Source organism: Amycolatopsis japonica, assembly GCF_000732925.1.
Lineage (GTDB): Bacteria > Actinomycetota > Actinomycetes > Mycobacteriales > Pseudonocardiaceae > Amycolatopsis > Amycolatopsis japonica.
Map to the genome: position 1 here is coordinate 7021951 of NZ_CP008953.1, position 25755 is coordinate 7047705.

The 25755-nt window shown below is 68.5% G+C and carries 17 protein-coding genes; 10 read left to right on the forward strand and 7 right to left on the reverse strand.

Annotation, left to right across the window (positions count from 1 at the left end):
* Positions 1-68 precede the first annotated feature (68 nt).
* The 3 genes from AJAP_RS32290 to AJAP_RS32300 form a co-directional block, all read right to left on the reverse strand.
* The gene (locus tag AJAP_RS32290; RefSeq protein ID WP_038518531.1) at positions 69-4952 is read right to left on the reverse strand and encodes a DNA repair ATPase; all 4884 of its coding nucleotides are present in this window, start codon (positions 4950-4952) and stop codon (positions 69-71) included.
* Entirely contained in the window at positions 4949-6895 is a 1947-nt protein-coding gene (locus AJAP_RS32295; RefSeq protein WP_228694680.1) for a flotillin family protein, read from the reverse strand. The genes AJAP_RS32290 and AJAP_RS32295 overlap by 4 nt, the downstream gene beginning before the upstream one ends.
* Before the next feature lie 80 nt (positions 6896-6975).
* The gene (locus tag AJAP_RS32300; protein ID WP_037346159.1) at positions 6976-7560 is read right to left on the reverse strand and encodes a hypothetical protein; all 585 of its coding nucleotides are present in this window, start codon (positions 7558-7560) and stop codon (positions 6976-6978) included.
* Between the two features lie 277 nt (positions 7561-7837).
* On the opposite strand from AJAP_RS32300, the gene AJAP_RS32305 reads away from it, so the two are divergent.
* The 8 genes from AJAP_RS32305 to AJAP_RS32340 all read left to right on the forward strand — a co-directional run bounded on the left by AJAP_RS32305 (position 7838) and on the right by AJAP_RS32340 (position 16865).
* Entirely contained in the window at positions 7838-8275 is a 438-nt protein-coding gene (locus AJAP_RS32305) for a hypothetical protein (RefSeq protein ID WP_038518537.1), read from the forward strand.
* A 23-nt stretch (positions 8276-8298) separates the two neighbouring features.
* On the forward strand, positions 8299-10398 hold the full coding sequence (locus AJAP_RS32310; RefSeq protein WP_038518540.1) for a (Fe-S)-binding protein: 2100 nt from the start codon (positions 8299-8301) through the stop codon (positions 10396-10398).
* A 48-nt stretch (positions 10399-10446) separates the two neighbouring features.
* Complete coding sequence (locus AJAP_RS32315) at positions 10447-11361, forward strand: metal ABC transporter substrate-binding protein (protein ID WP_038518543.1); 915 nt, start codon at positions 10447-10449, stop codon at positions 11359-11361.
* Positions 11358-12101, forward strand: a complete 744-nt coding sequence (locus AJAP_RS32320) for a metal ABC transporter ATP-binding protein (RefSeq protein ID WP_038518545.1) — start codon at positions 11358-11360, stop codon at positions 12099-12101. Before AJAP_RS32315 ends, AJAP_RS32320 begins: the two co-directional genes overlap by 4 nt.
* Positions 12098-12967: a metal ABC transporter permease gene (locus AJAP_RS32325; protein ID WP_037346150.1), complete on the forward strand. Its 870-nt coding sequence runs from the start codon at positions 12098-12100 to the stop codon at positions 12965-12967. The genes AJAP_RS32320 and AJAP_RS32325 overlap by 4 nt, the downstream gene beginning before the upstream one ends.
* 72 nt (positions 12968-13039) lie before the next feature.
* A complete protein-coding gene (locus AJAP_RS32330; protein ID WP_038518548.1) occupies positions 13040-13855 on the forward strand; it encodes an ABC transporter ATP-binding protein in 816 nt (271 codons plus the stop codon).
* 17 nt (positions 13856-13872) lie between these two features.
* On the forward strand, positions 13873-14850 hold the full coding sequence (locus tag AJAP_RS32335; RefSeq protein WP_038518551.1) for an ABC transporter substrate-binding protein: 978 nt from the start codon (positions 13873-13875) through the stop codon (positions 14848-14850).
* Positions 14850-16865: an iron ABC transporter permease gene (locus tag AJAP_RS32340; RefSeq protein ID WP_038518553.1), complete on the forward strand. Its 2016-nt coding sequence runs from the start codon at positions 14850-14852 to the stop codon at positions 16863-16865. Before AJAP_RS32335 ends, AJAP_RS32340 begins: the two co-directional genes overlap by 1 nt.
* A 91-nt stretch (positions 16866-16956) precedes the next feature.
* Here AJAP_RS32340 and htpG read toward each other — a convergent pair whose 3' ends face one another.
* From htpG to AJAP_RS32355, 3 genes are read right to left on the reverse strand one after another with little or no spacing between them, the layout of a single operon-like run.
* Positions 16957-18822 (reverse strand): molecular chaperone HtpG, encoded by a 1866-nt coding sequence (gene htpG, locus AJAP_RS32345; protein WP_038518556.1) that lies wholly within the window; start codon positions 18820-18822, stop codon positions 16957-16959.
* 20 nt (positions 18823-18842) lie between these two features.
* Positions 18843-20438: an alkaline phosphatase D family protein gene (locus AJAP_RS32350; RefSeq protein ID WP_038518559.1), complete on the reverse strand. Its 1596-nt coding sequence runs from the start codon at positions 20436-20438 to the stop codon at positions 18843-18845.
* Positions 20439-20489: 51 nt separating this feature from the next.
* Positions 20490-21725 carry a YncE family protein gene (locus AJAP_RS32355; protein WP_038518562.1) on the reverse strand — a complete coding sequence of 412 codons (1236 nt, stop codon included), beginning with the start codon at positions 21723-21725 and terminating at the stop codon, positions 20490-20492.
* Between the two features lie 144 nt (positions 21726-21869).
* Here AJAP_RS32355 and AJAP_RS32360 point away from each other — a divergent pair, with 144 nt between their 5' ends.
* Both AJAP_RS32360 and AJAP_RS32365 read left to right on the forward strand, forming a co-directional pair.
* On the forward strand, positions 21870-23009 hold the full coding sequence (locus AJAP_RS32360) for a PucR family transcriptional regulator (protein WP_038518564.1): 1140 nt from the start codon (positions 21870-21872) through the stop codon (positions 23007-23009).
* Between the two features lie 62 nt (positions 23010-23071).
* Positions 23072-24733, forward strand: coding sequence for a sulfatase-like hydrolase/transferase (locus AJAP_RS32365; RefSeq protein ID WP_051972667.1), 1662 nt, complete (start codon positions 23072-23074; stop codon positions 24731-24733).
* 18 nt (positions 24734-24751) lie between these two features.
* On the opposite strand, the gene AJAP_RS32370 is transcribed toward AJAP_RS32365, so the two are convergent.
* Positions 24752-25711 carry a helix-turn-helix transcriptional regulator gene (locus AJAP_RS32370; RefSeq protein WP_038518567.1) on the reverse strand — a complete coding sequence of 320 codons (960 nt, stop codon included), beginning with the start codon at positions 25709-25711 and terminating at the stop codon, positions 24752-24754.
* Between the last annotated feature and the right edge of the window lie 44 nt (positions 25712-25755).

The following is a 25755-nucleotide window of genomic DNA, read 5'->3' on the forward strand; positions in this document are numbered from 1 at the left end:
GGCAACAAAACCGGCGGCCCATCACCGTCTCCCGGCAATGGGCCGCCTCAGTCAAAACCCAAAAAGCCCTACATCACATCCCGCACAACCATCCGCTCCGAAGCCCGCTCAATAGCCGCCTCCACCGCACCCACCCGATCAGCCAGCAGCCCCACAGCACCGACAGCGCGGCTCATCGGGTCCTCATCGTCCCCGCCCAGCGCTTGCGCACGCAGGTAAGCCGCCTTCACATCCGCCCACCGCTGCGCCTGCGAGTCGCTCAGACGGCCGCGGAGTTCGGCCAGCTTCAACAGGTTGGCTTCGGCGCCCGAAGTGAGCGTCTGCGCTTCGCCGGCGTAGTGGTCGTCGATCAGCGCTTCCAGCTCCGCGTCGTTCATCGCGGGCACGATCCGGCCGGCGAGTTTGTTCATGTTGCGGTACGAGCCTTGGAGCTGGAACGGCGGTTCGACCCGGGACGCGTCCGCTTGCGCCGCGGAGGCGATGTACGCCTGGTTGTTCGTCAGGACGATCCGCTGCACCTTGATCAGTTTTCGCAGCACGGCGAGGATCTGCTCCAGTTCGGTCGCCGAGTACGCGTGTTTCAGCTGATCCGCCCGCACCGAGCCATCGCCGCGGGCTAGCCGCACCAGAACGTCCACATCGGACCGTTCCCGCGAGACCAGCGGGGCCAGCACGGTGTTGGCGGTGAGCGAGTTTTCGATGTAGCTCAGCGCGAACAGGTCTTCCTTGCCCGACAACACATCGCCGAGGTTCCACACGTCCGCGCGGTTGGCGAGCATGTCCGGGATCCGGAACCGCTTGCCCTGCTCGGTGTACGGGTTACCGGCCATGCAGACGGCGAACCGCTTGCCCCGCAGGTCATACGTCCGCGTCCGGCCCTCCCACACACCTTCCATCCGCCGCTGCGCGTCGCAGAGCGAAATGAACTTCTGCAACAGTTCCGGCGACGTGTGCTGGATGTCGTCCAGATACAGCAGCACGTTGTTGCCCTGCTCCAGCGCGAACGAGATCTTCTCGACCTCTTGCCGCGCCGTCGCGTTGGGCGCGTCCGCCGGATCCACCGACGTGACCTCGTGTCCGAGCGCCGGCCCGTTCACCTTCACGAAAACCAGCCCGAGACGGCTCGCGACGTACTCCATGAGTGTCGTCTTGCCGTAGCCGGGCGGCGAGATGAGCAGCAGCAGACCGGACTGGTCGGTCCGCCGCGCGTCGCCCGTCGCGCCGAGCTGTTTCGCGAGGTTGTCGCCGATCAGCGGCAAATAGACCTCGTCGAGGAGCCTGTTGCGCACGAAGGCGCTCATCACCTTCGGCTTGTACTCGGCCAGCCGCAGCCTGTCGCGTTCGGCCGCCACCAGGTCGTTGCGCAACCGTTGATACGCAAGGAAACCGGGGACGCGATCGCGCCGGAATCGCCGAGTCCTGGCGAGTGTCTCGTCGAGCCGCAGGGTCAGTGAACGGTTGACGATCCGCGGGTGCGAGCCGAGCAGACCGTCCACAGTGGCCGAAAGTTCGGCCGAAGAGTCGTATCGCGGCAGGTCGGCCAGTTCGATCGCGACGGCCTCCGCGAGTTCGTCACGAGAAAGACCAGTAGAGTCCACAAAGGATCGCAACCATGCCTCGGCGAGCTGATGACGATCCGCCAGATCTTCGAGCGCACGCAGATCTTCGGCGAAGCTCCGGCGGTCCAGCCGGAACTTGTCGAGCAGCGTCCGCGCGCCACCGCTGGTGACGAACCCCGGCGACGCGTCGGCCAGTTCCTCGAACAGGTACTCGCCGGCCAGTTCCAGATCCAGCGTCAGCCCCGAGGACGTCGCGAACGCGGCCATCGCGTCGGCGAGTTCCCGTGCCAGTGCGTCGATCGCCGTGGTGTGCCCGAACGCCTCCCGCACTCGCGAGAGCGACGCGGCACGCGTGGTCCAGGCGGACTTCGCCGCCTCTTCGGCGCCGAAAGCCCAGAACAGCTGGGCGGAGGCCCGGGCGGCGGGCGGATACCGCAGCAACCCGGCGGCGGACCGCAGGCGCACCAGCACCGCCAGGATGGCGGCGGCGTCGTGGTCGTGCACGCCACGCGCGTAACCCTCGTCGTACCGATCCCCCGCCGCACGCCGGACGACATCCAGCAGATCGCCGTCCTGCAAGTCCGGCTGCTCGGCCAGGATCGACGTCGCCAGGTACTCGGCGCGGTAGACCTCGGCCGACTCCGAGACCAGCAGCTGGTCCCAGTACGGCCGCGTCTCCTCGAACGCGGAATCCCGCACCGGCGAACGGTAATCGGTGCCGGTGATCGCGAACTTCATCCCGCCGTCGTGCGGCACCAGGGTGAGGTCGATGTCCTGAGTGTTGACCGCGAAGGTGTTGCGGCCCAGGCGGATCGTTTCGCCGCCCTCGCCGTAGAGGTCCAGCCTGTCACGCAGCGCGCGCCCGGCTTCCTGGCGCGCGGCCTTGACGCGGCCTTCGAGCTCTTCGGCGCGCACCTGATCGCCGAGTTCACGCAGTTCGGCGACGACGCTGCGCAGCTTCGCGACCATCGGGTCGGAGGCGAAGTAGGTGTTGATCTCGTCGACCGAGCCGAGCGTGCCGACCCGCCGGGTCACGCTCGTGAGGATCCGCTCGGCCGAATCGACCAGCCGGTCCGCGCGGCGCGCCCGCTCGTCGAGCAGTGCCTGCTTGCGCGAGGAGAACGCCTCGTAGACATCGGTGCGCTTCTCGCCGAGCGACGCCAGGAAGTCGTCGAACTCCCCGAACCGCGATTCGAGGTTTTCCAGCTGCAGCAGCAATCTGCCGAGCTGCTCGTCGCAGCGGTCCGGCGTGTCCGCGACCGCGAGACCGCCGGTGATGGCCTGCGCGAGCAGCGCGAACTCGGCGGCGAACTCGGCCCGGCCCTCGGTCTCCAGCAGTTCTTTGCGCCGCGCGTCGAGGGTCGCGCGAGCCCGGTTGACCGCGCCGATGACCTCGCCGACGCGTTCGAGGATCTTCGTCCGCACCACGGCGTCCGCGATCTCCAGCCCGCCGACGACGTCGGTGAGGACTTCGAGCCCGCCGGACTGCTCGTCCAGCCGTTCGGCGACCGGGACCGCTTCGGCGACGGTCGAGATCGCGCCCGCCGCCTCGATGAGGCCGTCGACCTCGGCGTGATAGCTCGTGAACGCGTCCTCGCCCTGCAGGAACCGGACGGCCCGCTGCGCCGCCTCGCCGAATTCCGTGTCGAGATCGGCGATCAGCTTGTCGACGCGGTCGGTGTCGACGTACCGCAGCTCCCGCACGGTGACGAGATGCCCGCGCGCACGGTGCATCTCCGCGAGCCTGCGCACCCACGCGTCGGCCGCGTTCAGCGCCTCGCCGCGGACCTTGCGCACCAGCGACGCGGTCTCGGCGGCCGCTTCTTCGACGGCTTCGGCCGCCTGCGCGGTGAGCGAGGTGACCGTCTCGAATTCGTCGAGCACCTGCTCGGCGGTGACCCGGACGTCGGACAGCGGCGACCGCAGATCGCCGAGTTCGGCCTCACCGAGCCAGTGATAGTGGTCGAAGACCCGCGCGCACGCGGCGATCAGCGCCTCGAACACCGCCGCCGACGGCGCCATCTCGCCGACCATCCGGCCGATCGAGAGACAGTCGGAGATCCCGCGGACCAGATCGGCGTTGCCGACCCGCTCCAGCGGCCCCGTCCCGGCCGGCTGCGACGCGGCGTACGTGTCCGATTGGAACGGCGTCCGCCACACCTGCATCGGGTGCACGCGGCTCGGCTCGTCGGACAGCGCGCGGAACAGCACCATCGTGCCGTCGTCGAACAGCGAATACCCGTGGCACGGGATCGGGTTCGAGACCTCTTTGCGGATCACGTTGTAGGGCAGGAGCAGCGAGCGTCCGTCGGCCCGCGCGTGGAAGACGTAGAGCACGTCCTCCCCGTTGGGCGAACGGATGACGCGCTCGAATTCGAGACCGTCCACAGTGGTGTCGAACGTCTTGCTGACACCCGTGTCGAGGTAGTAGCCGCCGGGGAAGATGATCCCGTGGTCCTCGGGCAGCCGCTGGCACGCCTGCCCGATCCCGTCGAGGCGCACCACGTTCCGGGTGCGAGTGTTGAACACCAGGTACCGGTGCTCGGTCTCCTTGTACGGCAGCATCCTCAGCAGGATCAGCGGACCGATCCTGGCGTAGGAGACCTCGGCGTCGGCCAGGCTCTGCAGTGGCTCGTCGACCGGTTCGGAGTAGACGCCTTCACCGGTCTCGGTGTTGTTCTCGACCTTGATCGTCAGGTTGCCGCCGACGGTCTCGACGAACACCTCGTCCTCGATCGAGATATGCGGATGCCGGCCGAGGACGTGCTGCTCGCGGCCGGTCTCGACCCATTCGAAGTCGTGCGACGGCGGGAAGACGTGATCGCGTTCGCCTCGGCTGTCCACATAGGACACCTTGCCGTCGGCGGCCACGCCCCAGCGCAGCACGCGGATGTCCTCGGTCCGCGGGCCGATCTGGAACACCGCGAGCAGTTTGCCCTCGACCCTCCGCAGCTGCAGCAGCTTCGCCTGCCGGTAGTACCGGTACAGCTCGGCGAAATCGCGGACGAACTGCTCGTCGCGCAACAGCTCCGGCAGCTCCTCGGCAGGCACGTCGTCGAAGCGGAACGCCTCGTCGTCATGGCTGAAACCGTGCAACGAGAAGACGTCATCGACCGTCGTCTCCGGCTTGAGGCCGATGAAGACGTTGTAGCCGAACAACATCCGCCCGCCGACCGACACGACGTCACGCGGTACGCAGTTGTTCGCGGTGCGGATCCGCTCCGTGCCGATCAGCGCGAGCTGCGCGCTGCCGAAGACGCCGAGCCGCGCGGTGTTGAGCTCGTCCGCGCGTTTCGCCAGTTCGGCGGCCTGTGCGGCGAGCCGGGCGCGGAGCACCTCGTAGGTGCCCGCGTCCAGCTGCTCCGTTCCTGCCGCCGGTTCGGTCGTCGTCACTGCTTCGCGGGGGCGAGAGCGGCGACGGACTTGTCAGCGAGGCCGAGCCGCTGCGCCATGGCCAGCAGTTCCTGCACCTTGCCGCTGTCCGGGCCGCCCGCCTGCAGCTGCTTGGCCAGGAAGGCCGACAGCGTCAGGTTCTTCACGTCCTCCGTGCTCACCGAGCCGACCAGCTTGGTCAGGTCGTCGGTGAAGCTGCCCGTCCCGTCGAGCCACGACTTCCCGAGCGTCTGGACGACGTCCGAGTGCTCGACGAAACCGTCCACGCTCTTGCCGAGGCCGATCGAGCCGATCACCTTCTCGAAGAACATGGTCTCGCCGCCGACGATGTCGATGTCGGCCTTCTCCAGCCCGATGCCCAGCACCGTGGCCTGCGCCTCGGCGACCTCGCGCTGCACGTTGAGCGCGGCGAGCCGGATCTCCTTCTCGGCCTCCAGGCGCAGGCGGTACTCCTCGTGCTGGCGGCTGGCGGAGTCGAGCGCGGCCATCGCGGCGGCCTTCTCGGTGAGACCTTCGGCCTCGCCCTTGAGCTTGTCGCGCATCGCGTCGGCGAGCACGATCGCCTTCTCGCGTTCGACGATGGCCTCGGCGCGGCCGACCTTCTCCAGCGCGTCGGCGTCGCGTTCCTTGACCTGCGCCGCGGCCAGGCCGACGGCGGCCTCCTCGGCCTGGATGCCTTCGGCCAGGCGGATCTTCGCCCTGGTCTCCAGCTCGGCGGCCTGCTGGCGCGCCTCGGCCAGCGTCAGCTCCTCGCGGGCCTTGTGCTTCGACGCGGCCTCGGCGGCTTCCGCGGCCTTGATGTCCTTGACGAGGTTCTCCTGCGCCTCCGCCTCGGCCCGGATGATGATGGCCTCGCGCTGACGCTGCGCCTCTTCGACGACGCGGAGCTTCTTGATGTTCTCTTCCTGCTCCGCCACGGTCTTCTCGACCGCGATGCGCTCGCGGATCACCTCGGCGATGGACCGCTTCTCGGTCTCGACTTCCTTGTCCTTGGCGATCCGGGACAGCTCGGTCTCGCGTTCGCGGCCGATGACCTCGAGCAGCCGGTCCTTCTCGATGCGCTCGCTCTCGATGGCGATCACGCGTTCGCGGTTCTTGCCCGCGACCTCGATCTCACGCTGCTGGTTCTGGTGCTGGATGCCGAGCTGCTCGTCCGTGCGCAGTCCGGCGGCCTGCGACTTGAGCCGCTCCTCCGCCTGCACCTTGGCGATCTCGGCCTCTTCGCGGGCACGCATGGTCTCGACCTCGCGGCGCTGCTTGATCTCCGCGTCGGCCTGCCGCCGCTCCAGTTCGAGAATCGCCTCCTTGGCGTCCACGTTCTGGCGGGTGATCTCTTTCTCCTCGCTGCGGCGGAACTCGTTGGTGCGCACGTGCTCGATCGCGGTCAGCTCGGTGATCTTGCGGATACCCTGCGCGTCGAGGATGTTCGCGGAGTCGAGCTGCGCCATCGGCGTCTGCTCGAGGTAGTCGATGGCCGCGTCCTCCAGGCTGTACCCGTTGAGGTCGGTGCCGATGACGCGGATGATCTGATCGCGGAATTCGTGGCGTTTGGTGTAGAGATCCACGAAGTCCAGCTGCTTGCCGACGGTTTTCAACGCCTCGGAGAACTTGGCGTTGAACAGCTCCTGCAGGGTCGCCTCGTGGCTCGCGCGTTCGGTGCCGATGGCCTGCGCGACCTTGATCACGTCCTCGACGGTCTTGTTGACCCGCACGAAGAACGAGATCCGGATGTCGGCGCGGATGTTGTCCCGGCAGATCAGGCCCTCACGGCCGGTCCGGGTGATCTCCATGGCCTTGACCGAGGTGTCCATGATCTCGGCCTTGTGCAGCACAGGCAGGACGATCGCGCCGGTGAACGTCACGTCGACGCGGCGGACCTTCGAGATGATCAGTGCCTTACCCTGCGGCACCTTCTTGAACAACCTGGTGATCGTGAAGAGCAAGACCAGGAGGATGACAACTACCACGGCGATCAGAACGCCGGCCCCCACGCTGATGGCACCCATAGTGTTCCTTTTCTGCTTCAGATGTCCAAAGACTCGACCCAGAAGAACTCGCGTTCGGAGTCGTAGTCATAGAGAACTACGCGGCTGCCCGCCGTCAGGTTGCCTTGACCCGCCTGCCGAACGTCCACAATGGCCGTCGACCCGTCGGCGGCGGCGACTTCGGCCTGACCGAAGTCGTGCGTGACCGACGAGGTGCGGATGACCGCCGCCCTGCCGACGAAGTCCTTCCTGCTCGGTTCCCTCGCGGGACCGAACACCCGGCGTAGTGGCACCACGATCACCCTCGTCCCGAGTGTGCCGAGGACGAGCGCGACGGCGAGCACGCCGACCCCGAACCCGATCCTCGATGGTGTCGAAAGCTCAAGGTCATCGAGAAGAACCGTCCCTGCCAGGCTGGCGAACCAGGTGAATGCGATCAGCAAAGAGAGCGAAATGGACAGTGGGACGCCGCCGAAGCCCGCCAAGAGCCCGTCGCCGCCGTCGAAGTCGTCGACATCGACCGCGCCGAGCAGTGCCAGCAGCCAGTAGCCGATCACCACGATCAGCAGGAAGCTGAAGAGCACGGCCGGGAACCCCAGAGCCGCGGTGACGAACCCGCCCATCGCCGTCGTTCCCTCCCCCATTACCCCGGGTCAGGACTATAACCAGCGCGTGACGCCGGGCGGGCCGTTTTCGGCTACGACTGGGTCACGGTGTGCGGAAGCGTGCGCGATCCCTCCCCGCATTTAGTCCTCTGAATGCGATCTGGTCTGGGAGCGGAGCGTTACGCCGACCGGCCGCCCGGAAGCCATCCGGTTGGCCCTGTCGCGCCATCGGGACGAGCCCTACTCTCCAGTATTGAGAGTGACACAGGACACACCACGGTCTTGGGAGGCTCCCTTGGGTTGGCACGTTCGCGAGACGATCGACGAGGATCAGCGCGAACGGCGGATCCGCCACGTCACCCGGTGCCTGAGTTGCACGCTCACCTGCGTCCATTGTGGACTCCCCGCCAGATTCTCCGTGCCCGCCGGACATCCCGGTCTCGGCGTCGTCGAACACCTCCCCGGCGTGACCTCCCCCGGTCTGCCCGATCTCGCGCTGCTGCACCGATTCTGCCGGGACAACCTCGCCGCGGAGCCGGGGATCGCGCTCAGGCGTGCCTATCTCGGCCTGGCGACCGAACTCTTCGAAACGGGACGGCGGATCCGCCGTCACCGCAGGCTCGGCGTGCATCCGCCACGACCGGGCCATCTGGAGGCCTACCGAAAACGGTGGCGAGTGGCCAAAATGCGGTACGCCTGCAAGGCGTGCCGGTACTACACCGGCTCTCACTGAGCCGATTCTCCCCCGGAGGACTCGTGCTCGTTCGTCTCATCCTCGGTCTGCTCATCACCGTCGCCGGCCTCGCCTTCGCCGCCCGTCGCGCCGCCTGGCTCGCCAAACTGATCCGTTCCGGCCAGCCGGACGAGAAACGCTCCGACGTCATGGCCGTCCGCGCGAAAACGCATCTGGCCGAGGTCTTCGGACAGCGCAAACTGCTCAAATGGTCCGTCCCCGGGCTCGCGCATCTGTTCACGTTCTGGGGTTTCGTGATCCTCGGTTCGGTCTACGTCGAGGCGTACGGCGCCCTGTTCGACCACGACTTCCACATCCCGCTCATCGGGCACTGGGCGGTCCTGGGTTTCCTGCAGGATTTCATCGCGGTCGCGGTACTCGTCTCGCTCGCGGTCTTCGCGGTCATCCGGATCCGCCAAGCACCCGAACGGAAGGAGCGCGCGTCGCGGTTCTTCGGCTCGCACACCGGCGGCGCCTGGCTGATCCTGTTCATGATCTTCAACGTGATCTGGACGATGTTCCTCTTCCGCGGCGCTTCGGCGGCGGTCGGCGTCTTCCCGTACGAGTCGGGCGCGTGGGTCTCCCTCGGCGTCGGCGAACTCCTGGAGCCGCTGGGGACGTCGGTCACCGAACCACTGGAGACCGTCGGGCTGCTGCTGCACATCGGCGTGATGCTGGCGTTCCTGTCGATCGTGCTCTACTCCAAGCACCTGCACATCTTCCTGGCGCCGGTCAACGTCACCGCGAAACGGCTCCCGGACGCGCTCGGCCCGCTGCTGCCGATGGAATCCGGCGGCAAACCGATCGACTTCGAGGATCCGGGCGAGGACGACACGTTCGGCCGCGGCAAGATCGAGGACTTCACCTGGAAGGGCATGCTCGATTTCGCCACCTGCACCGAATGCGGCCGCTGCCAGTCGCAGTGCCCGGCGTGGAACACCGGCAAACCGTTGTCCCCCAAGCTGTTGATCATGGACCTGCGGGACCATCTCTTCGAAAAGGCGCCGTACATCCTGGACGGGAAGGAAGCCCCCGAAGAGCGTCCGCTGGTCGGCACCAAGGAGGACTTCGGCGTCATCGACCCGGACGTCCTCTGGTCATGCACCACTTGCGGCGCGTGCGTCGAGCAGTGCCCGGTCGACATCGAGCACGTGGACCACGTCGTGGACATGCGCCGCTACCAGGTGATGATCGAGTCGGCCTTCCCGAGCGAGCTCGGGGTGCTGTTCAAGAACCTCGAGACCAAGGGGAATCCCTGGGGCCAGAACAACTCCGACCGCCTCGCCTGGACGAAGGACCTCGGCTTCGAGGTGCCGATCTTCGACGGTGAGCTCGCCGACGACGTCGAGTACGTCTACTGGGTCGGGTGCGCGGGCGCGTTCGACGACAACGCCCGCAAGACCGTCCGCGCCACGGCGGAACTCCTGCATCTCGCCGGGGTGAAGTACACGATCCTCGGCACCGACGAATCGTGCACCGGCGACCCGGCGCGCCGCTCCGGCAACGAATTCCTCTTCCAGATGCTCGCGCAGCAGACCGTCGAGACGCTGAACGCGGTGTTCGAGGGCCGCGAACCGGGGACGCGCAAGATCGTCACCACCTGCCCGCATTGCCTGAACACCCTCGGCCGCGAGTACCCGCAACTGGACGGGCACTACGAGGTCCTGCACCACACGCAACTGCTGAACCGCCTCGTCCGCGCGGGCAAGCTGACGCCGGTCAAACCGGTCGACGCCGGCCCGGTGACCTACCACGACCCGTGCTACCTCGGCCGCCACAACAAGGTCTACGAGCCACCGCGCGAACTCGTCGGCGCGACCGGCGCGACGCTCAGCGAGATGCCCCGGCACGCGGACCGCTCGCTGTGTTGCGGCGCCGGGGGCGCGCGGATGTGGATGGAGGAGCAGATCGGCAAGCGCATCAACCTCGAACGCGTCGACGAAGCGCTCGGCACCGACGCCGAAACGATCGTCACCGGCTGCCCGTTCTGCCGCGTGATGCTGAACGACGGTCTCGTGCAGCGGCAGAGCGAAAAGCGTGGCGAGAACGTCACTGTGCGCGACGTTTCCCAGCTACTGCTGGAGTCCGTACGGGAACGGGACCGGACCGCCACCGAGATTTAAGGCACACGTGAGTTGGAAGTTCGGCATACCGAACTCTAGACTCACGGGATGGCGAATCTGCGCAAGACCGTGTGCGCGCTGGCGGCGTCCGCACTCGTCCTGTCCGCATGCGGCGGACCCGCCGGCGGCACGGACGACAAGCGGCCGGTCGTGCTGACCACGTTCACGGTCCTGGCGGACATCGCCTCGAACGTCGCGGGCGACAAGCTCCGCGTCGAGTCGATCACCAAACCCGGCGCGGAGATCCACGGCTACGAGCCCACGCCTGACGACATCAAGAAGGCCGCGAAGGCCGACTTGATCCTCGACAACGGACTGAACCTGGAGGCGTGGTTCGCCCGGTTCGTCAAGGAGAGCGACGCGCCGCACAAGGTGGTCAGCGAAGGTGTCCAGCCCATCGCCATCGGCGAGGACGCCTATCAGGGCAAGCCGAACCCGCACGCGTGGATGTCCCCGAAAAATGTGGGTATCTACGTGGACAACATGGTGAAGGCGTTCAGCGAGCTCTCCTCCGGCGACGCTGCCGTGTTCAAGGCCAACGGCGACGCCTACAAGGCGAAACTGCAGGGGGTGCAGGACGAGATGACGAACGCGCTGAGCGCCCTGCCGAAGAACGAGCGCGCGCTGGTCACCTGCGAAGGCGCCTTTTCCTATCTGGCGCGCGACACCGGGCTCACCGAGCGGTACATCTGGGCGGTCAACGCCGAACAGCAGGCGACCCCGCAGCAGATCACCCGCGCGATCGGGTTCGTCAAGGAGAACAAGGTCCCCGCGGTGTTCTGTGAGTCGACCGTCTCCGACGCCCCGATGCGGCAGGTCGTCTCGGCGACCGGTGCCGCGTTCGGCGGCGTGCTCTTCGTCGATTCGCTGTCCGGGCCGGAAGGTCCCGTGCCGACGTACCTCGACCTCATCCGCCACGACTCGAAGACGATCGTCGCCGCGCTCACCGGGGCGAAGCCGTGACGGCCGCGATCCGCGTCGAAGGCGTCACCGTCCACTACGGAGACGTCCTCGCGCTCGACGGTGTCGACGTCACGCTCGATCACGGCCGCGTGTGCGGACTGGTCGGGATGAACGGCTCCGGCAAGTCGACGCTGTTCAAGACGATCATGGGCATGGTCCGGCCGGACACCGGCACGGTGTCGATCGACGGCGGCACCCCCGCCCGCGCCCGCAAGACCGGCGTGATCGGGTACGTGCCGCAGAGCGAGGACGTCGACTGGTCGTTCCCGCTGTCCGTGCGGGACGTCGTGATGACCGGCCGCTACGGGCGGCTCGGCTTCACGCGCCGCCCGCGCCGCGCCGACCACGAAGCCGTCGACCACGCGCTGGAACGGGTCGAGCTGACCGAACTCGCCGGACGCCAGATCGGTCAGTTGTCCGGCGGGCAGCGCAAACGCGCGTTCGTCGCGCGCGGGATCGCCCAGGGCGCCCGTGTCCTACTGCTGGACGAGCCGTTCGCCGGGGTGGACAAGCGCTCCGAGGCCACGATCACCCGGCTGCTCAAGGAACTCGCGGCCGACGGCGCCGCGGTCCTGATCTCCACCCACGATCTGCACGCGCTGCCCGGCCTGGCCGACGAGGCGATCCTGCTGATGCGCAAGGTGCTCGCGCACGGCTCCCCCGGCGAGGTGCTCCGGCCCGAGAATCTCGCGCTCGCCTTCGGGCTCGATGTCCTGCAACGGGAAGAAGAACCCGCGTGAGCCTCTACGACCTGTTCCTCGAACCGCTCAGCTACGACTTCATGGTGCGGGCGCTGGCGTCCACGGTGATCGCGTCCGCGGTCTGCGCGGTGCTCTCCTGCTGGCTGGTGCTGATCGGCTGGTCGCTGATGGGCGACGCGGTCTCGCACGCGGTGCTGCCCGGTGTCGTGCTCGCCTATGTCCTCGGCGCGCCCTTCGCGCTGGGCGCCGTCGTGTTCGGCTTCCTCGCCGTGGCGTTGATCGGCGTCGTCCGGGACACCAGCCGGGTCAAGGAGGACGCCGCGATCGGCATCGTGTTCACCACGTTGTTCGCGCTCGGCCTCGTGCTGATCTCGGTGACGCCGAGCCAGACCGACCTGAACCACATCATCTTCGGCAACCTGCTCGGCGTCGACACCTCGGATCTGATCCAGATCGGCGTCCTCGGCGCGATCACGCTCACCCTGCTCGTGCTCAAACGCCGCGATTTCACCTTGTACGCCTTCGATCCCACGCACGCGCACGCGATCGGGCTCAACCCGCGGGTGCTCGGCGCCGCGCTGCTCGGCCTGCTCGCGCTGACCGCGGTGGTGGCGCTGCAGGTGGTCGGCGTGATCCTGGTGGTGGCGATGCTGATCATCCCCGGCGCGACGGCGTACCTGCTGACCGACCGGTTCGGCCGCATGCTCGTGATCGCGCCGTCGTTCTCGGTGCTCGCGGCGGTGGCCGGGCTGTACCTGAGCTACCACCTCGACACCGCGTCCGGCGGGATGATCGTGCTGGTGCAGGGCGCCGGGTTCACGCTGGTGTACCTGTTCGGGCCGCGGCACGGGATCGTCGGGAAGCGGCTGGCCAAGCGGCGGCGGGAAACGGCACGGGCAGCGTAACCGGACAATCACCCCGCGCTCTGTGTCTCTCGTGACATGGGTCCGAGCCTCGCCTTAGGTTAGGCTCCCCTCATGTCTACGGAAGACGCGCTGCTCACCGGCCATGACCTGGTGCTCGCGCACCAAGAGCGGGCCGTGGTGGACGGGGTGTCCCTGTCCCTGCGCGCCGGTACGGTGACCGCGCTGGTCGGGCCGAACGGCTCCGGCAAGTCGACGCTCCTGCGTTCGCTGGCGCGGCTGCACAAGCCCCGCGAGGGCGACGTCCGGCTCGGAGAGCGCGCCGTCTGGGGCGGCAACGCGTTGTCCGGCAAGGAATTCGCCCGCCAGGTCACGCTGCTGACCCAGCACCGGCCCACCCCGAGCGGGGTCTCCGTGCGCGACGTCGTCTCCTACGGCCGGTATCCGTACCGCTCCGGCTGGCGCGGGGTCGACATCGACGGCGCCGCCGCGGTCCGCCGCGCGATGGAACTCACCGGCGTGACGGCGATGGCCGAACGCGGGGTCGACGAGCTCTCCGGCGGCGAACTCCAGCGCGTCTGGCTCGCCTCCTGTCTCGCCCAGCAGACCTCCGTGCTGCTGCTCGACGAGCCCACCAACCATCTCGACCTGCGCTATCAGGTCGAGATCCTCGACGTCGTCCGCGATCTGGCAGGAGAAGGCGTCGCGGTCGGCGTGGTGCTGCACGACCTCGACCACGCGGCGATCATCGCCGACGAGGTCGTCCTGCTGAGCGAAGGAACCATCGTGGCCACGGGTGACATCGGGCAGGTGCTCACCTCCGAACACCTCTCCAAGGCCTACGGCGTCACCGTCCACGTCGCGAACGACCCGGTGACGGGCGCGATCCACTGCAGGCCACTCGGGCGGTATTCGCCCAGGCCCGCCTGAGAAATCCAGGAAGAACCATGCGTTTGCCGATCCCCGCCGCCCTCGTCGCGGCGACCGCCCTGCTGCTTTCCGCCTGCGGCACCACGGAGAACACCGCGGCCGCGCCGAGCGAATCCGCCGCCGCGAGCGGACCGGTCACCGTGACCGACGCGCGCGGCAAGGCCGTCACCCTCAAGGCCCCGGCGAAGCGCGTCGTCGCGCTGGAGTGGGGCGAGGCCGAGATGGTCGCGTCGCTCGGTGTCATGCCGGTCGGCGCCGCGGACGTCGCGGGCTACAACGTCTGGGACAAGGCCGCTCCCCTGTCCGCCGAGGTCAAGGACGTCGGCAAGCGCAACGAGCCCAGCGTCGACGCGATCGTCGGGCTGAACCCCGACGTCGTCATCATCGCCGACGAGCGCGACTCGACCCTGGTCCCGCAGATCGAGAAATACGTGCCGGTCGTGGTGACCAAGTCCAGCGACGCGAGCCGGAACTTCGACCGCCTGCGCGAGGACTTCAAGCTGATCGCGAAGACGGTCGGCAAGGAGGCCGACGCGGACAAGCAACTGTCCGAAATGGACGCCAAACTCGCCGAGGGCAAGAAGACCGTCGAGGCCAAGGGCGCCGCGGGCACCCCGTTCCTGATGGCCGACGGCTACCTCGAAGGCAGCACCGTCAGCATCCGCCCGTTCGGCAAGGGTTCGCTGGTCTCCGACACCGCCGAGGCCGTCGGCCTGAAGAACGCCTGGACCGGCAAGGTCGACCCGCAGTGGGGTCTCGGCCAGACCGACGTCGAGGGCCTGACCGCGATCACCGACCCGAAGACCGTGCTGTTCTACAGCGCGTCCGAAGAGGACGTCTTCACCACCGGGCTCGCGCAGAACGCCGTCTACCAGCGGCTGCCGTTCGTCGTGTCGAAGAAGATCCACAAACTCGAGTCGGGCACGTGGACCTTCGGCGGACCGAAGTCGATCATCATGACCGCCGACCAGATCGTGAAGGCAGTCACGGCCTGATGCGTGCCCGCACCATCGCGGTGTCGGCGGGGCTGGTGGTGCTCATCGCCGTCCTCGCCGGCATCCACCTGACGCAGGGCACTTCGACGTCCGGTCCGCTGGACGTGGTGAAGGCGATCTTCGGCCAGGGCGACGCGCAGACCCTCGCGGTACTGGAGGGCGCGCGCGTCCCCCGGCTGCTCGCCGCGTTGCTGCTCGGGATCGCTCTCGGTGTCGCGGGCGCGGGAATGCAGTCCGTGGCAAGGAATCCGCTCGCCTCGCCGGACACGCTCGCGGTCAACGCGGGCGCGCATTTCGCCGTGGTCGCCATCTCCGCGTTCGGTCTCTCGCTGCCGCTCGTGCCGGTGGGCGGGGCGGCGTTCATGGGCGGGCTCGCCGCGGCCGTCGTCGTACTCGGTCTCGCGGGCGGCGGTGCCGCGAGCCCACGGCTGGTGCTCGTCGGTTCGGCGATGCTGCTGGCGCTCCAGTCGGTGACCGTCCTGCTGCTGCTCCTGTTCGAGGAGGAGACGAGCGGGCTGTTCGCTTGGGGCAGCGGTTCGCTGACGGTGGCCGATCTGCGTGCGACCGGTCAGATGACGCCGATCGTGGTGATCGCCGTGGTGGCGCTCGTCGCGATGGGCGGCAAACTCGACATCCTCGCCCTCGGCGACGACAACGCGACCGTGCTCGGCCTGCGCGTCCGCCGGACCCGGGTCACCGCGATCGTGCTGACCGTCGCGCTGACCGCGGCGGCGGTGACCGTCGCCGGGCCGGTCGGGTTCGTCGGACTGAGCGCGCCGGTGATCACGCGGCTGCTGCTGCCGATCGCCAAACATCGTGCCCTGCTGCCGGTTTCCGGGCTGGTCGGCGTCGTCACGGTGCTCGGCGCCGACGTCGTCCTGCGGGCGATCATGGGCTCGGCCGCCGCCGTACGGGTGCCGACCGGGGTGGTGACCACGATCGTCGGCGCCGTCGTGATGGTGTGGCTGGCGCGGCGCGGCCGGGGAAGCGGCTCGCGCCGTCCGGCTCCGGCCGGGCGGGTCGGGGTCGCCGGATCGACCCGGCGGCTCGTGCTCATTTCCGTCGTCCTGGTGGCTCTCCTCGCCGTCGTCCCGGTAGCAGGCCTGATGCTGGGCGACCGCATGGTGCTGCTCGGCGATCTCGCGAACTGGGTCACCGGCAACACCGGGACCGCGCTCACCTTCGTGCTGGACCAACGGCTTCCGCGGGTGCTGGCCGCGCTGCTCGCCGGTGCCGCGCTGGCCGTGTCCGGCTGCGGGATCCAGTCGGTCAGCCGCAACCCGCTCGCCGAACCCGGGTTGCTCGGCATCACCGCGGGCGCCGGGCTCGGCGCGATCACGCTGATCACCATCGTCCCCGCGGTCGGCGCCTGGTCGATCGCCGGTGCGGCCGGTGCCGGCGCGACCGTGGTGTTCCTGCTGGTCTACGGGCTGGCGTGGCGGTCGGGGCTGGATTCGGACCGGCTGGTGATCATCGGCATCGCGGTCTGGTCGGCCGGGATGGCGCTGATCACGCTGCTGATCGTGGTCTCCGACCCGTGGAACTCGGCCAAGGCGCTGACCTGGCTTTCCGGGTCGACCTACGGCCGCACGCTGGACCAGGTCGTGCCGGTGGCGCTCGCGCTCGTCGCGCTGACGCCGTTGCTGTGGATCAAGCACCGGGAACTCGACCTGCACGCCCTCGACGAGGACACCCCGCGCGTGCTCGGGATGCGCATCGAACGGTCACGGCTGGTGGTGCTGGCGGCGTCCGGGATCCTGGCGGCCACCGCGGTGTCCGCCATCGGTGTGGTCGTCTTCGTCGGCCTGGTCGCACCGCATCTGGCGCGCTCGCTGGTGGGTGGACGGCACGGCCGGATCGTCCCGGTGGCCGCGGCGCTCGGGGCGCTGCTGGTGAGCGTCGCGGACACCCTGGGGCGGACGGTCATCGCGCCCGCCCAGATCCCGGCGGGCCTGGTCATCGCGATGGTCGGGACGCCGTACTTCGTGCTGGTGCTCTGGAAGACCCGGCCCTGAAGTACGTGAAGGCCCCCTTCCTGTACCTAGGCGCAAGGAAGGGGGCCTTCATGTACTTGGCCACCGATGTGAGCGGCCTGGCCGCTTCGAACTACAGGGTCTTCTGCAGGTGCGTGGCGAGCAGCTTGGTAAAGCGCGCCGGGTCGGCCAGTTCGCCGCCTTCGGCGAGCAAAGCCATGCCGTACAACAGTTCCGCGGTCTCCGCGAGCCCTTCGGACTCGCCCTTCTCGGTGAACGAGGACCGCAGCCCGGACACCAGCGGGTGCCCCGGGTTCAGTTCCAGGATCCGCTTGATCTGCGGCAGTTCCTGGCCCATCGCGCGGTACATCTTCTCCAGCGTCGGGGTGACGTCGTTCGTGTCGCCGACGATGCAGGCGGGTGACGTCGTCAGCCGCGACGACAGCCGGACCTCCTTGACCTGATCCGACAGCGTCGTCGTCAGCCAGGTCAGCAGCCCGGAGAACTCTTCCTTCTGCTCGTCGGTGGTGTCGGAGTCGAGTTCGACCTCGCCCTTCGCGACCGACTGGAACTGCTTCTCCTCGTAGCCCGAGACGGCGTCGACCCACATCTCGTCGATCGGGTCGGTGAGCACGAGCACCTCGTAACCCTTGGCCTGGAAGGCTTCCAGATGCGGGGAGTTCTCGATGCTCTGCCGCGATTCGCCGGTCAGGTAGTAGATGTGCTCCTGGCCGTCCTTCATCCGCTCGACGTACTCACGCAGCGACGTGAGCTTCTCCGGGTCGTTCGTCGAGGCGAACGAGCAGATGTCGAGGATCGCGGTGCGGTTCTCGTGGTCGTCCAGCAGGCCTTCCTTGACGGCCCGGCCGAACTCCTTCCAGAAGGTGTCGTACTTGTAGCGGTTCTCGTCGGCCATCAGGGTCTTGACCGTCGACAGAACCTTCTTGACCAGGCGACGGCGGATCAGCTGGATCTGCCGGTCCTGCTGCAGGATCTCGCGCGAGACGTTGAGCGAGAGGTCCTGCGCGTCGACGACGCCCTTCACGAAGCGCAGGTACTCCGGCATCAGCGCTTCGCAGTCGTCCATGATGAAGACGCGCTTCACGTACAGCTGGACACCGCGTTTGCGCTCCCGCATGAACAGGTCGAGCGGCGCGTGGCCGGGCAGGAACAGCAGCGCCTGGTACTCGAAGGTGCCCTCGGCCTGGAGCCGGATCGTCTCCAGCGGGTCGTTCCAGTCGTGCGCGACGTGCTTGTAGAACTCGTTGTACTCGTCCTCGGTGACGTCGGACGACGGACGGGCCCACAGCGCCTTCATCGAGTTGACCGTGACGACCTCTTCGCCTTCGGTCATCCGGATGGGCCAGGTGATGAAGTCCGAGTACTTCTTGACGATCTGCTTGATCTTCGTGGCCGAGGTGTAGTCGAAGAGCTGGTCTTCGGCGTCCTCGGGCTTGAGGTGCAGGACGACCGACGTGCCCTGCGGCAGGTCCGGGACCGTCTCGATGGTGTACGTGCCTTCGCCCTCGGATTCCCAGCGGACGCCCTCGTCCGATCCGGCGCGGCGGGTCAGCAGCGTGACCTTGTCGGCCACCATGAAGCTGGCGTAGAAGCCGATGCCGAATTGGCCGATCAGATCCTGCGAGGCCGCGGAATCCTTGGTCTCCTTCAGTTTCTTCAGGAATTCGGCGGTGCCGGATTTCGCGATCGTGCCGATCAGCGCCACGACGTCGTCCCGGCTCATCCCGATTCCGTTGTCCCGCACGGTGAGGGTGCGGTTTTCGGGGTCGGTCGCGATCTCGATGTGGAGATCGTCGGTGTCCGCCTGGAGTTCCTTGTCACGGAACGCTTCGAGGCGGAGTTTGTCCAGTGCGTCGGAGGCGTTGGACACCAGCTCCCGCAGGAAGGTGTCCTTGTTCGAGTAGATCGAGTGGATCATCAGCTGAAGCAGCTGACGTGCCTCCGACTGGAACTCGAGTGTTTCGGCAGAGGTTGTCACGGGCCGATATTACCCAGCGCCTATTCGGCCCGGGTAAGCCTCTGTCGGGCCACTTCGACCAGTCCGTCGCCGGTCGCCTGCTCGATCGTCGTGACGCACGCCCGGCCCTCGGTCTCGACCGTGGCGATGACGTTGCCGAAATGCGGTCCGGACACCTTGGTCCAGGTCAGCGGGTCGGGCGCGACGCCACCCCGGCCGGCCCAGCGGCGCGCGAGGGACGCCGGCGCGGCCGACCACGTGCCGGCGAAAGCCCATCGGAGGAAACGCGGCATGGCGTTGTGGACCGGGGAGCAGGTGAGCTGGAAGACGGTCGAAGTCACCGGCTCGGGGTAGTGCGCCTCGGCGATGTAGGCGTGGTGGACGTCGCCCGAAAGCACCGCGATGGTGGCGGGCGGATCGTCCCGCCGTCCCTCGCGGGCGATCATCGCGGACAACCGCTCGAACGACGCCCGGAACGCGGCCCAGTGTTCGAGGTCGGCGGCCTGGCGGATCTTCTCCGCGAGCCTGCCGCGCCATCCGGGACGGTCGCAGGCACGTTCGTTCAGCGACTGCAGGTGGGAGATGACCGGCGGCAGCAGCCAGGGCAGCGACGAGCCGATCAGCAGGTGGTCGCACGGCGCGGCGGCGTTCTCCTCGATCCAGTCGAATTCGTCGTCGTCGACCATGGACCGCGCGCCGCCCGCCAGGATCCGCCCCGCCCGGCTGTCGATGACCAGCAACCGCACGCCGCCGAAGTCCCGGCGATAGCTCCACCGCGCGCCTTTGGTGCCGTCGCGCTCGTTGTCGGCTTCATCGGCGAACGCGGAGAGCAGATCGGCGTTGTCACCGCCGGAACCGATCGCCTTCTGGAAGGTGCCGTCTTCGGCGAGCTCCGCGGGGCCGAGGTTCCCCAGGTGCTGGTAGACCCAATACGACATGATCGCGCCGCGCAGCCGTTCCCGCCACCACGGCTGCGCGCGCATCCGCCGCTGCCAGGCGAGGGAGGTGTTCCAATCGTCGCGGACGTCGTGGTCGTCGAAGATCATCGACGTCGGCACGGTGGACAGCAGCCAGCGGATCGCCGGCTCGCCCCAGGCCTCGAAGTACAGATGGGTGTATTCCTCGAAGTCCATCACCTCGGTACCCGGCGGCCGGGAGGTGTCCCGGCGGCGTTTCAACCATTCCTGCGTCTCGTCGGTGGTCTCGTCGGCGTAGACCTGATCACCCAGCATCAGCAACGCCTGCGGCCACTCGGTTTCCTCGCCCGCGGCCATCCGGCGGGCGTACGCGGCCAGCGCGTCCGGGCCGAAGGCGTCGCCGTCGTGCGGTTTGCGGCACGAGCCGAAGACGAGCCGGACCCTCGACTCCTCCTCGGGCAACGTCCGGATCCGGCTCGGCGGGAACTCGGAACCGGCCGGAGGCCACACCTTTTCGCCGTCGACGCGCACTTCGTACTCGACGCACGAGCCGGGTTCGAGACCGGTCAGCACCAGCAGGGCGTAGTGATGGCCCTTGATCTCGAACGTCCTCGCGGTGGTGCCGAGCACTTCGACCTCACCGGCGGTGCCGGTCTCGACCCACACCGTCGCCGACGTCTCGTCGACATGCCGCAGCAAGGGCCCCAGACGCAGACTCATTCCTGAAACGGTGCCACAGCGGAGCCAAGATCGTGCGCTGAGCGGCGCGGGTCACCGGCCGGCGGGCCCCGCCCAGCCCTCGGGAACGTGGCCGATCCGGATCCGCTGCGGGTGGTCGCCGACCGGAATGGACTTCACCTTCGCGCCGGTCGCGAAGTCGATCGCGGTCACCTGGTCCGATCCGCTTTCCGAGATGACGCAATGCCTTCCGTCACCGCTCACGGTCGCCCAGTACGGCTTCGCCGCCGTCACGAGCTGAGCCTCCCGCAGGCTCGCGCGGTCCACAATGGTCGCGTAGTCGTCCATCGTCCCGGCGACGCAGAGCTTGTCCCCCGCCGGGCTCATCGAAAGCCCGTGGTGCCGCGAGTCGTTGACCCAGGTGGTGCGGTCCTCACTCGTGTCCGGGTTCTTCGGCAGCGTCTTCGACCGCGTGATCCGGTCGGTGGCGACGTCGTATTCGAGAAGGCCGTTGAAGAACGACACCTGGAAGTACAGCTTCGACTCGTCGGGGGTGAAGGCCACCGGCCGGACGGCGTCGGAGAGATCGCCACGCCCGAAGGCGTCCAAGCGCTCGCGCATGTCGATCACCTTCACCTGCTTGAAGGTGGTCGCGTCGACGACGGTGAGCCGCCGGTCGCCCTTGGTGAAGTCCTGCCACGGCGCGTCGAGCGCGGTGTTGACCTCGCCGATCGAGCTGTTCCAGAGGTACCGGCCGCCGTCGGTGTAGGTGTTCTCGTGCGGTTTGTCGCCGGTCTTGAACGAGCCGAGCTGCCGTCCGGTCTCGATGTCGAGCACGTGGACGGTGTTCGACGTCGAGGCCGACACCGCGATGCTGCGGCCGTCCGGCGACACGGCCATGTGGTCGGAGCGGAAACCCGACACCGGGAACCGCCAGTTGACGCGGCCGGTGGCGAGGTCGATCGACACGACGTCGGCGAAACTCGGGCGGGACGCGACCACCGCGCGGCCGTCCGGGGTGGTGTAGAGATCGTCGACGAGCTGGTCGTGTCCCTCGCCGACACCGTTGCGGATGCCGAGGAAGAAGGCGAGTTTGATCGGGTTCAGGTAGATCTCGGTGAGCCGTTCGTCCTTGTCCGGCACCATGTTCACGCGCGCGATCTTGGCGTAGTCGCCGGAAGGCGCGATGACGTCCGCGGTCCCCTCCCAGTTGTTGCCCACGAACAGCACCTGCCGCAGGCCGTCTTCCGCCGCGGCGGCGGGCGCCGAGCCCAGTGCCGCGGCGAGGCAGGTCACGAGGACGGTATTCAGCAACCGGCGTTTCCGCATCACGCGCACCTTTCGGCGAGGTCCTGTTACCTTTCGGTAGCTCACAGGAAACCAACCGGCCGGACACCCTCGGTAGGGGACGGCCGCCAAGGACCGCCGGCTTCGTTGTGCACCGGGCACAATCCGCGCGGGAAGGCGGTGGCGATGGCGCACCGGTCGCTCCACGAGGTGCTGGCCGCGATGGCCGCCGACGCCGACGTCGTCGACGAAGTGGTCCGTGCCGCCCGCACGGAGTCGCCGGAGGTCGCGATCCTGCCGGTGGGCGAGAACCGGCGGCACGTCGCGATCGTGCTCGCCGCCGGGCTCGCCTCGTTCGACCGGCCGGGCGGGGCCGGGGAGCAGGACTACGCCGCGGCCGCCGTCCTCGGCGCGGACCGGGCCACGCAGGGGGTCCCGCTCGCCGCGCTGCTGCGCGGGGTGCAGGCCGGCCGCAGCCGCGCGGTCGAGATCGCCGTCGAACGCGGCAAGGCGGCCGGGGTGCCGGACGACGTCATGCTGGCGGCACTGGTCGACTTCGACCGGAACACGCGCGCGCTCGAACGGCAGGTCATCGCCGGATATCACGAGGCCGAACTCGAACTCTCCCGCACGGTGCACGACAGCCGGGCCCGGTTGCTGCGGCGGTTGCTGGGCGGCGACACGGCCGCGCCCTCGGCCGAGGAGGTCGCGAACGTCGGGCTGAACCCGGGCGGGCGCTATCACTGCCTGCTCTCCGACGTCGGCGATCCGTACCAGGCGCGGGTCGTCGAGCGACGGCTCGGCGCGACGGGTGGCGTCTTCGGCCTGGTCGACGGGCGGCTGACCGGGCTGGCGCCGCGGCTTCCCACCTCGTCTGCGCTCGGGGACGACGTCCTCATGGTGGTCTCCCCCGCCGTCCCGCTCGCGGAGGTCCGCGGGATGCACGCGCTGTGCGTGATGGCCTTGCCGACGGCCGCGCGGTCCCGCGGTCTGCACGCGGTGGCCGATCTGGCCGTCGAGACCGCGCTCGCCGCCCAGCCGGGGCTCGCCGCGCTCCTCGGCGACACCCTGCTGAGCGCGCTGACGCCGGGCGACGACTTCCACGAGCAACTCGTCTCGACCGCGCTGGCCTACCTCGACCACGGGCGGCGGCTCGACCAGACCGCCGCGGCGTTGCACGTCCACGCGAACACCGTGCGGTACCGGCTCGCCCGGCTCGGCGAGATCACCGGGGCGTCGCTCGATCCGCCGGAAGACGACGGCGGTACCCATGTGCGGCACACCGTCGGCTGGTGGTGGGCGCTGCGCACCTGGCGATCGGGCTGAACCGCCGGGGTCCGTCGTCCGTGTAACCCGGTGAAGGCTTCTCCGCCCGGAAGGAACCCGCCTTGTCGGTTTTCACGCGCCCCGCCCTCGTGGGCCTGCCCGGCGACCGGACGGCCGCCCGTGAGATCGCGTCCAGCGCGGTGACCACCCTGTCCGCCGTTCTCGTGCTGTTCGCGCTGCTCGCGCCGAACGACCTCGACGCGCTGACACCCGAGGCGTTCGTGCGGTTGCCGGTGGAGGCGCTGCTCGGGGTGGCGGTGGTGCTCATGCTGCGCGACGGCGCCCGGCGGATCGTCGCGGTGTCCGTCGGCGCGATCCTCGGGCTGCTGACCGTGTTCAAGGCCATCGACATCGGTTTCGGGCTCGCGCTGAACCGGCGGTTCAACCCGGTTTTCGACTGGGGTGTGCTCGGCAACGGCGTCGACCTGCTCGGCACGTCGATCGGCCGGACGGGCGCGATCGCCTCGTTCATGGGGCTGACGCTGCTCGCGGTAATGGTGATCGTGCTGATGGCGCTGGCCGTGCTGCGGCTGAGCCGGGTGGTCGCCGGAAGGCGCACGGCGGCGACCAGGGTGACGGCCGTGCTCAGCGTGGTCTGGATGGTGTGCGCGGTCTCCGGCGCTCAGCTCGCTCCGGGACAACCCTTCGCTTCGCGCAGCGCGGTCGCCTTCGCCTACGACGATCTCCGCCAGGTCCGGGCCGGAATCCGGGACAGGCAGGCCTTCGCCGAAGAAGTCGCCGTTGACGCCTTCCGTGACACGCCGTCTTCCGGGCTGCTGAACGCGTTGCGCGGCAAGGACGTGCTGTTCACCTTCATCGAAAGCTACGGCCGGGTGGCCGTCCAGGACTCGGACATCGCTCCCAAGGTCGACGCGGTCCTCGACGCCGGGACCGCGCGGCTGAAGAACGCGGGCTACGGCTCGCGCAGCGCGTTCCTGACGTCGCCGACGACGAGCGCGGGCAGCTGGCTGGCGCACTCGACGTTCCAATCCGGGGTGTGGGTCGACAGCCAGCACCGCTACGACGACTTCGTGAGGACCGACCGGTTCACCCTCGGCGGCGCGTTCAAACGCGCGGGCTGGGAGACCGTCGGCGTCGTCCCGGCGCATACCGAAGATTGGCCGGAGGGCAAGGTCTACGGCTACGACCGCTACTACGACTCACGAAGCATCGGGTATCACGGCCCGCAGTTCTCCTACGCCACGATGCCGGACCAGTTCACGCTTTCGGCGTTCCAGCGGGCCGAACGCGGGAAGCCGGACCGCCCGCCGATGATGGCGGAGATCGACCTCGTCACCAGTCACTGGCCGTGGACACCGCTGCCCCGCATGGTCGACTGGGCCGCCGTCGGCGACGGATCGATCTACGATCCCATGCCCTCGCAAGGGAAAACGCCCGAAGAGGTGTTCACCGATCCCGCCAAGGTGCGCGGCGCGTACGGCGACTCGATCGCGTATTCGCTGAACTCGCTCATCTCGTACGTGGAGACGTACGGCGACGACGACCTCGTGCTCGTGTTCCTGGGCGACCACCAGCCGAACCCGATTGTCGCCGGCGCGGGCGCGGATCACGACGTCCCGATCACCGTGGTCACGCGGGACAAGGCCGTGCTCGACAAGGTCGCGGCGTGGAACTGGCAGGACGGCCTGCACCCGGACCGGAACGCGCCGGTGTGGCGAATGGACACGTTCCGGGACCGGTTCCTGACCACCTTCGCCCGCTGAAAACCCGCATTCAGAGGACTAAATGCGGATGGCGTCGCGATATCGATCGGCCAGCTCGCGCAAGTAGTCGACTAACTGCGGGGGTTCGGTGACGTGGAATGGGGCGTTGAGGAGTCCTAAGTGGACGGCCATTGTCTCGATGCTGTCCGCGCCGGTGTGCAGGACGCAGGTGTTCGCGTCGACGGCCTCCACCGTCCCGACGGCCGGGTTGATCCGCGCGGTCACCTCTTCGGCGGACGCGTGCACGGTGACGTCCGCCTGGTAGCGCCAAGCGGCGGACGACACCCCACGCCGCACGCGATCCGTGACGTCCTCGGGCAGCTCGCGCGCGGTGAACCGCGGGCCGGTGGGGATACGCGGGGTCAGCCTGTCGACGCGGAAGGTGCGCCAGTCGCCGCGGTCGAGGTCCCAGGCGACGAGATACCAGCGACGTCCCCAGTTCACCAGGCGATACGGCTCGACCTTGCGGACGCTTTCCGAACCGTCGTGCGTCCGGTAGCCGAATCGCAGCACTTCGTGATCCCGGCAGCAGGCCGTCAGCACGGTGAGCGTCTCGGCGGTGACGCGCGGGCCGGGCTCGTCCCTCGGCACCGGGACCGTGTACGCCTGCAAGGCGTTCACGCGGCGGCGCAACCGGGACGGCAGTACCTGCTCCAGCTTGGCGAGCGCGCGCAACGACGTCTCCTCCACACCCGCGATGGTGCCGCCGGCCGCGGTGCGCAGGCCGATCGCGACCGCGACGGCCTCCTCGTCGTCCAGCAGCAGCGGCGGCAGATCGGCGCCCGCGCCGAGCCGGTAGCCGCCGACGGAACCGCGGGTCGCGTTCACCGGGTACCCGAGCGCGCGGAGGCGCTCGACGTCGTTGCGGATCGTGCGGGCGCTGACCTCCAGGCGTTCCGCCAGTTCGGTGCCGGTCCAGTCACGGGGAGTCTGCAGCAGGGAGAGCAAACGGAGCAATCTTGCCGAGGTTTCCAACATTTCTTCAGGCTGCTCCTCCATTAGGAACGGGATGTTCCTAATGG

Bases quoted from the DNA above. Each gene is read 5' to 3' on its own strand.
- AJAP_RS32300 (WP_037346159.1), bottom strand. From the start codon at position 7,560: ATGGGCGGGTTCGTCACCGCGGCTCTGGGGTTCCCGGCCGTGCTCTTC.
- AJAP_RS32315 (WP_038518543.1), top strand. From the start codon at position 10,447: ATGGCGAATCTGCGCAAGACCGTGTGCGCGCTGGCGGCGTCCGCACTC.
- AJAP_RS32330 (WP_038518548.1), top strand. From the start codon at position 13,040: ATGTCTACGGAAGACGCGCTGCTCACCGGCCATGACCTGGTGCTCGCG.
- AJAP_RS32335 (WP_038518551.1), top strand. From the start codon at position 13,873: ATGCGTTTGCCGATCCCCGCCGCCCTCGTCGCGGCGACCGCCCTGCTG.
- AJAP_RS32340 (WP_038518553.1), top strand. From the start codon at position 14,850: ATGCGTGCCCGCACCATCGCGGTGTCGGCGGGGCTGGTGGTGCTCATC.
- AJAP_RS32350 (WP_038518559.1), bottom strand. From the start codon at position 20,438: ATGAGTCTGCGTCTGGGGCCCTTGCTGCGGCATGTCGACGAGACGTCG.
- AJAP_RS32355 (WP_038518562.1), bottom strand. From the start codon at position 21,725: ATGCGGAAACGCCGGTTGCTGAATACCGTCCTCGTGACCTGCCTCGCC.
- AJAP_RS32360 (WP_038518564.1), top strand. From the start codon at position 21,870: ATGGCGCACCGGTCGCTCCACGAGGTGCTGGCCGCGATGGCCGCCGAC.
- AJAP_RS32370 (WP_038518567.1), bottom strand. From the start codon at position 25,711: ATGTTGGAAACCTCGGCAAGATTGCTCCGTTTGCTCTCCCTGCTGCAG.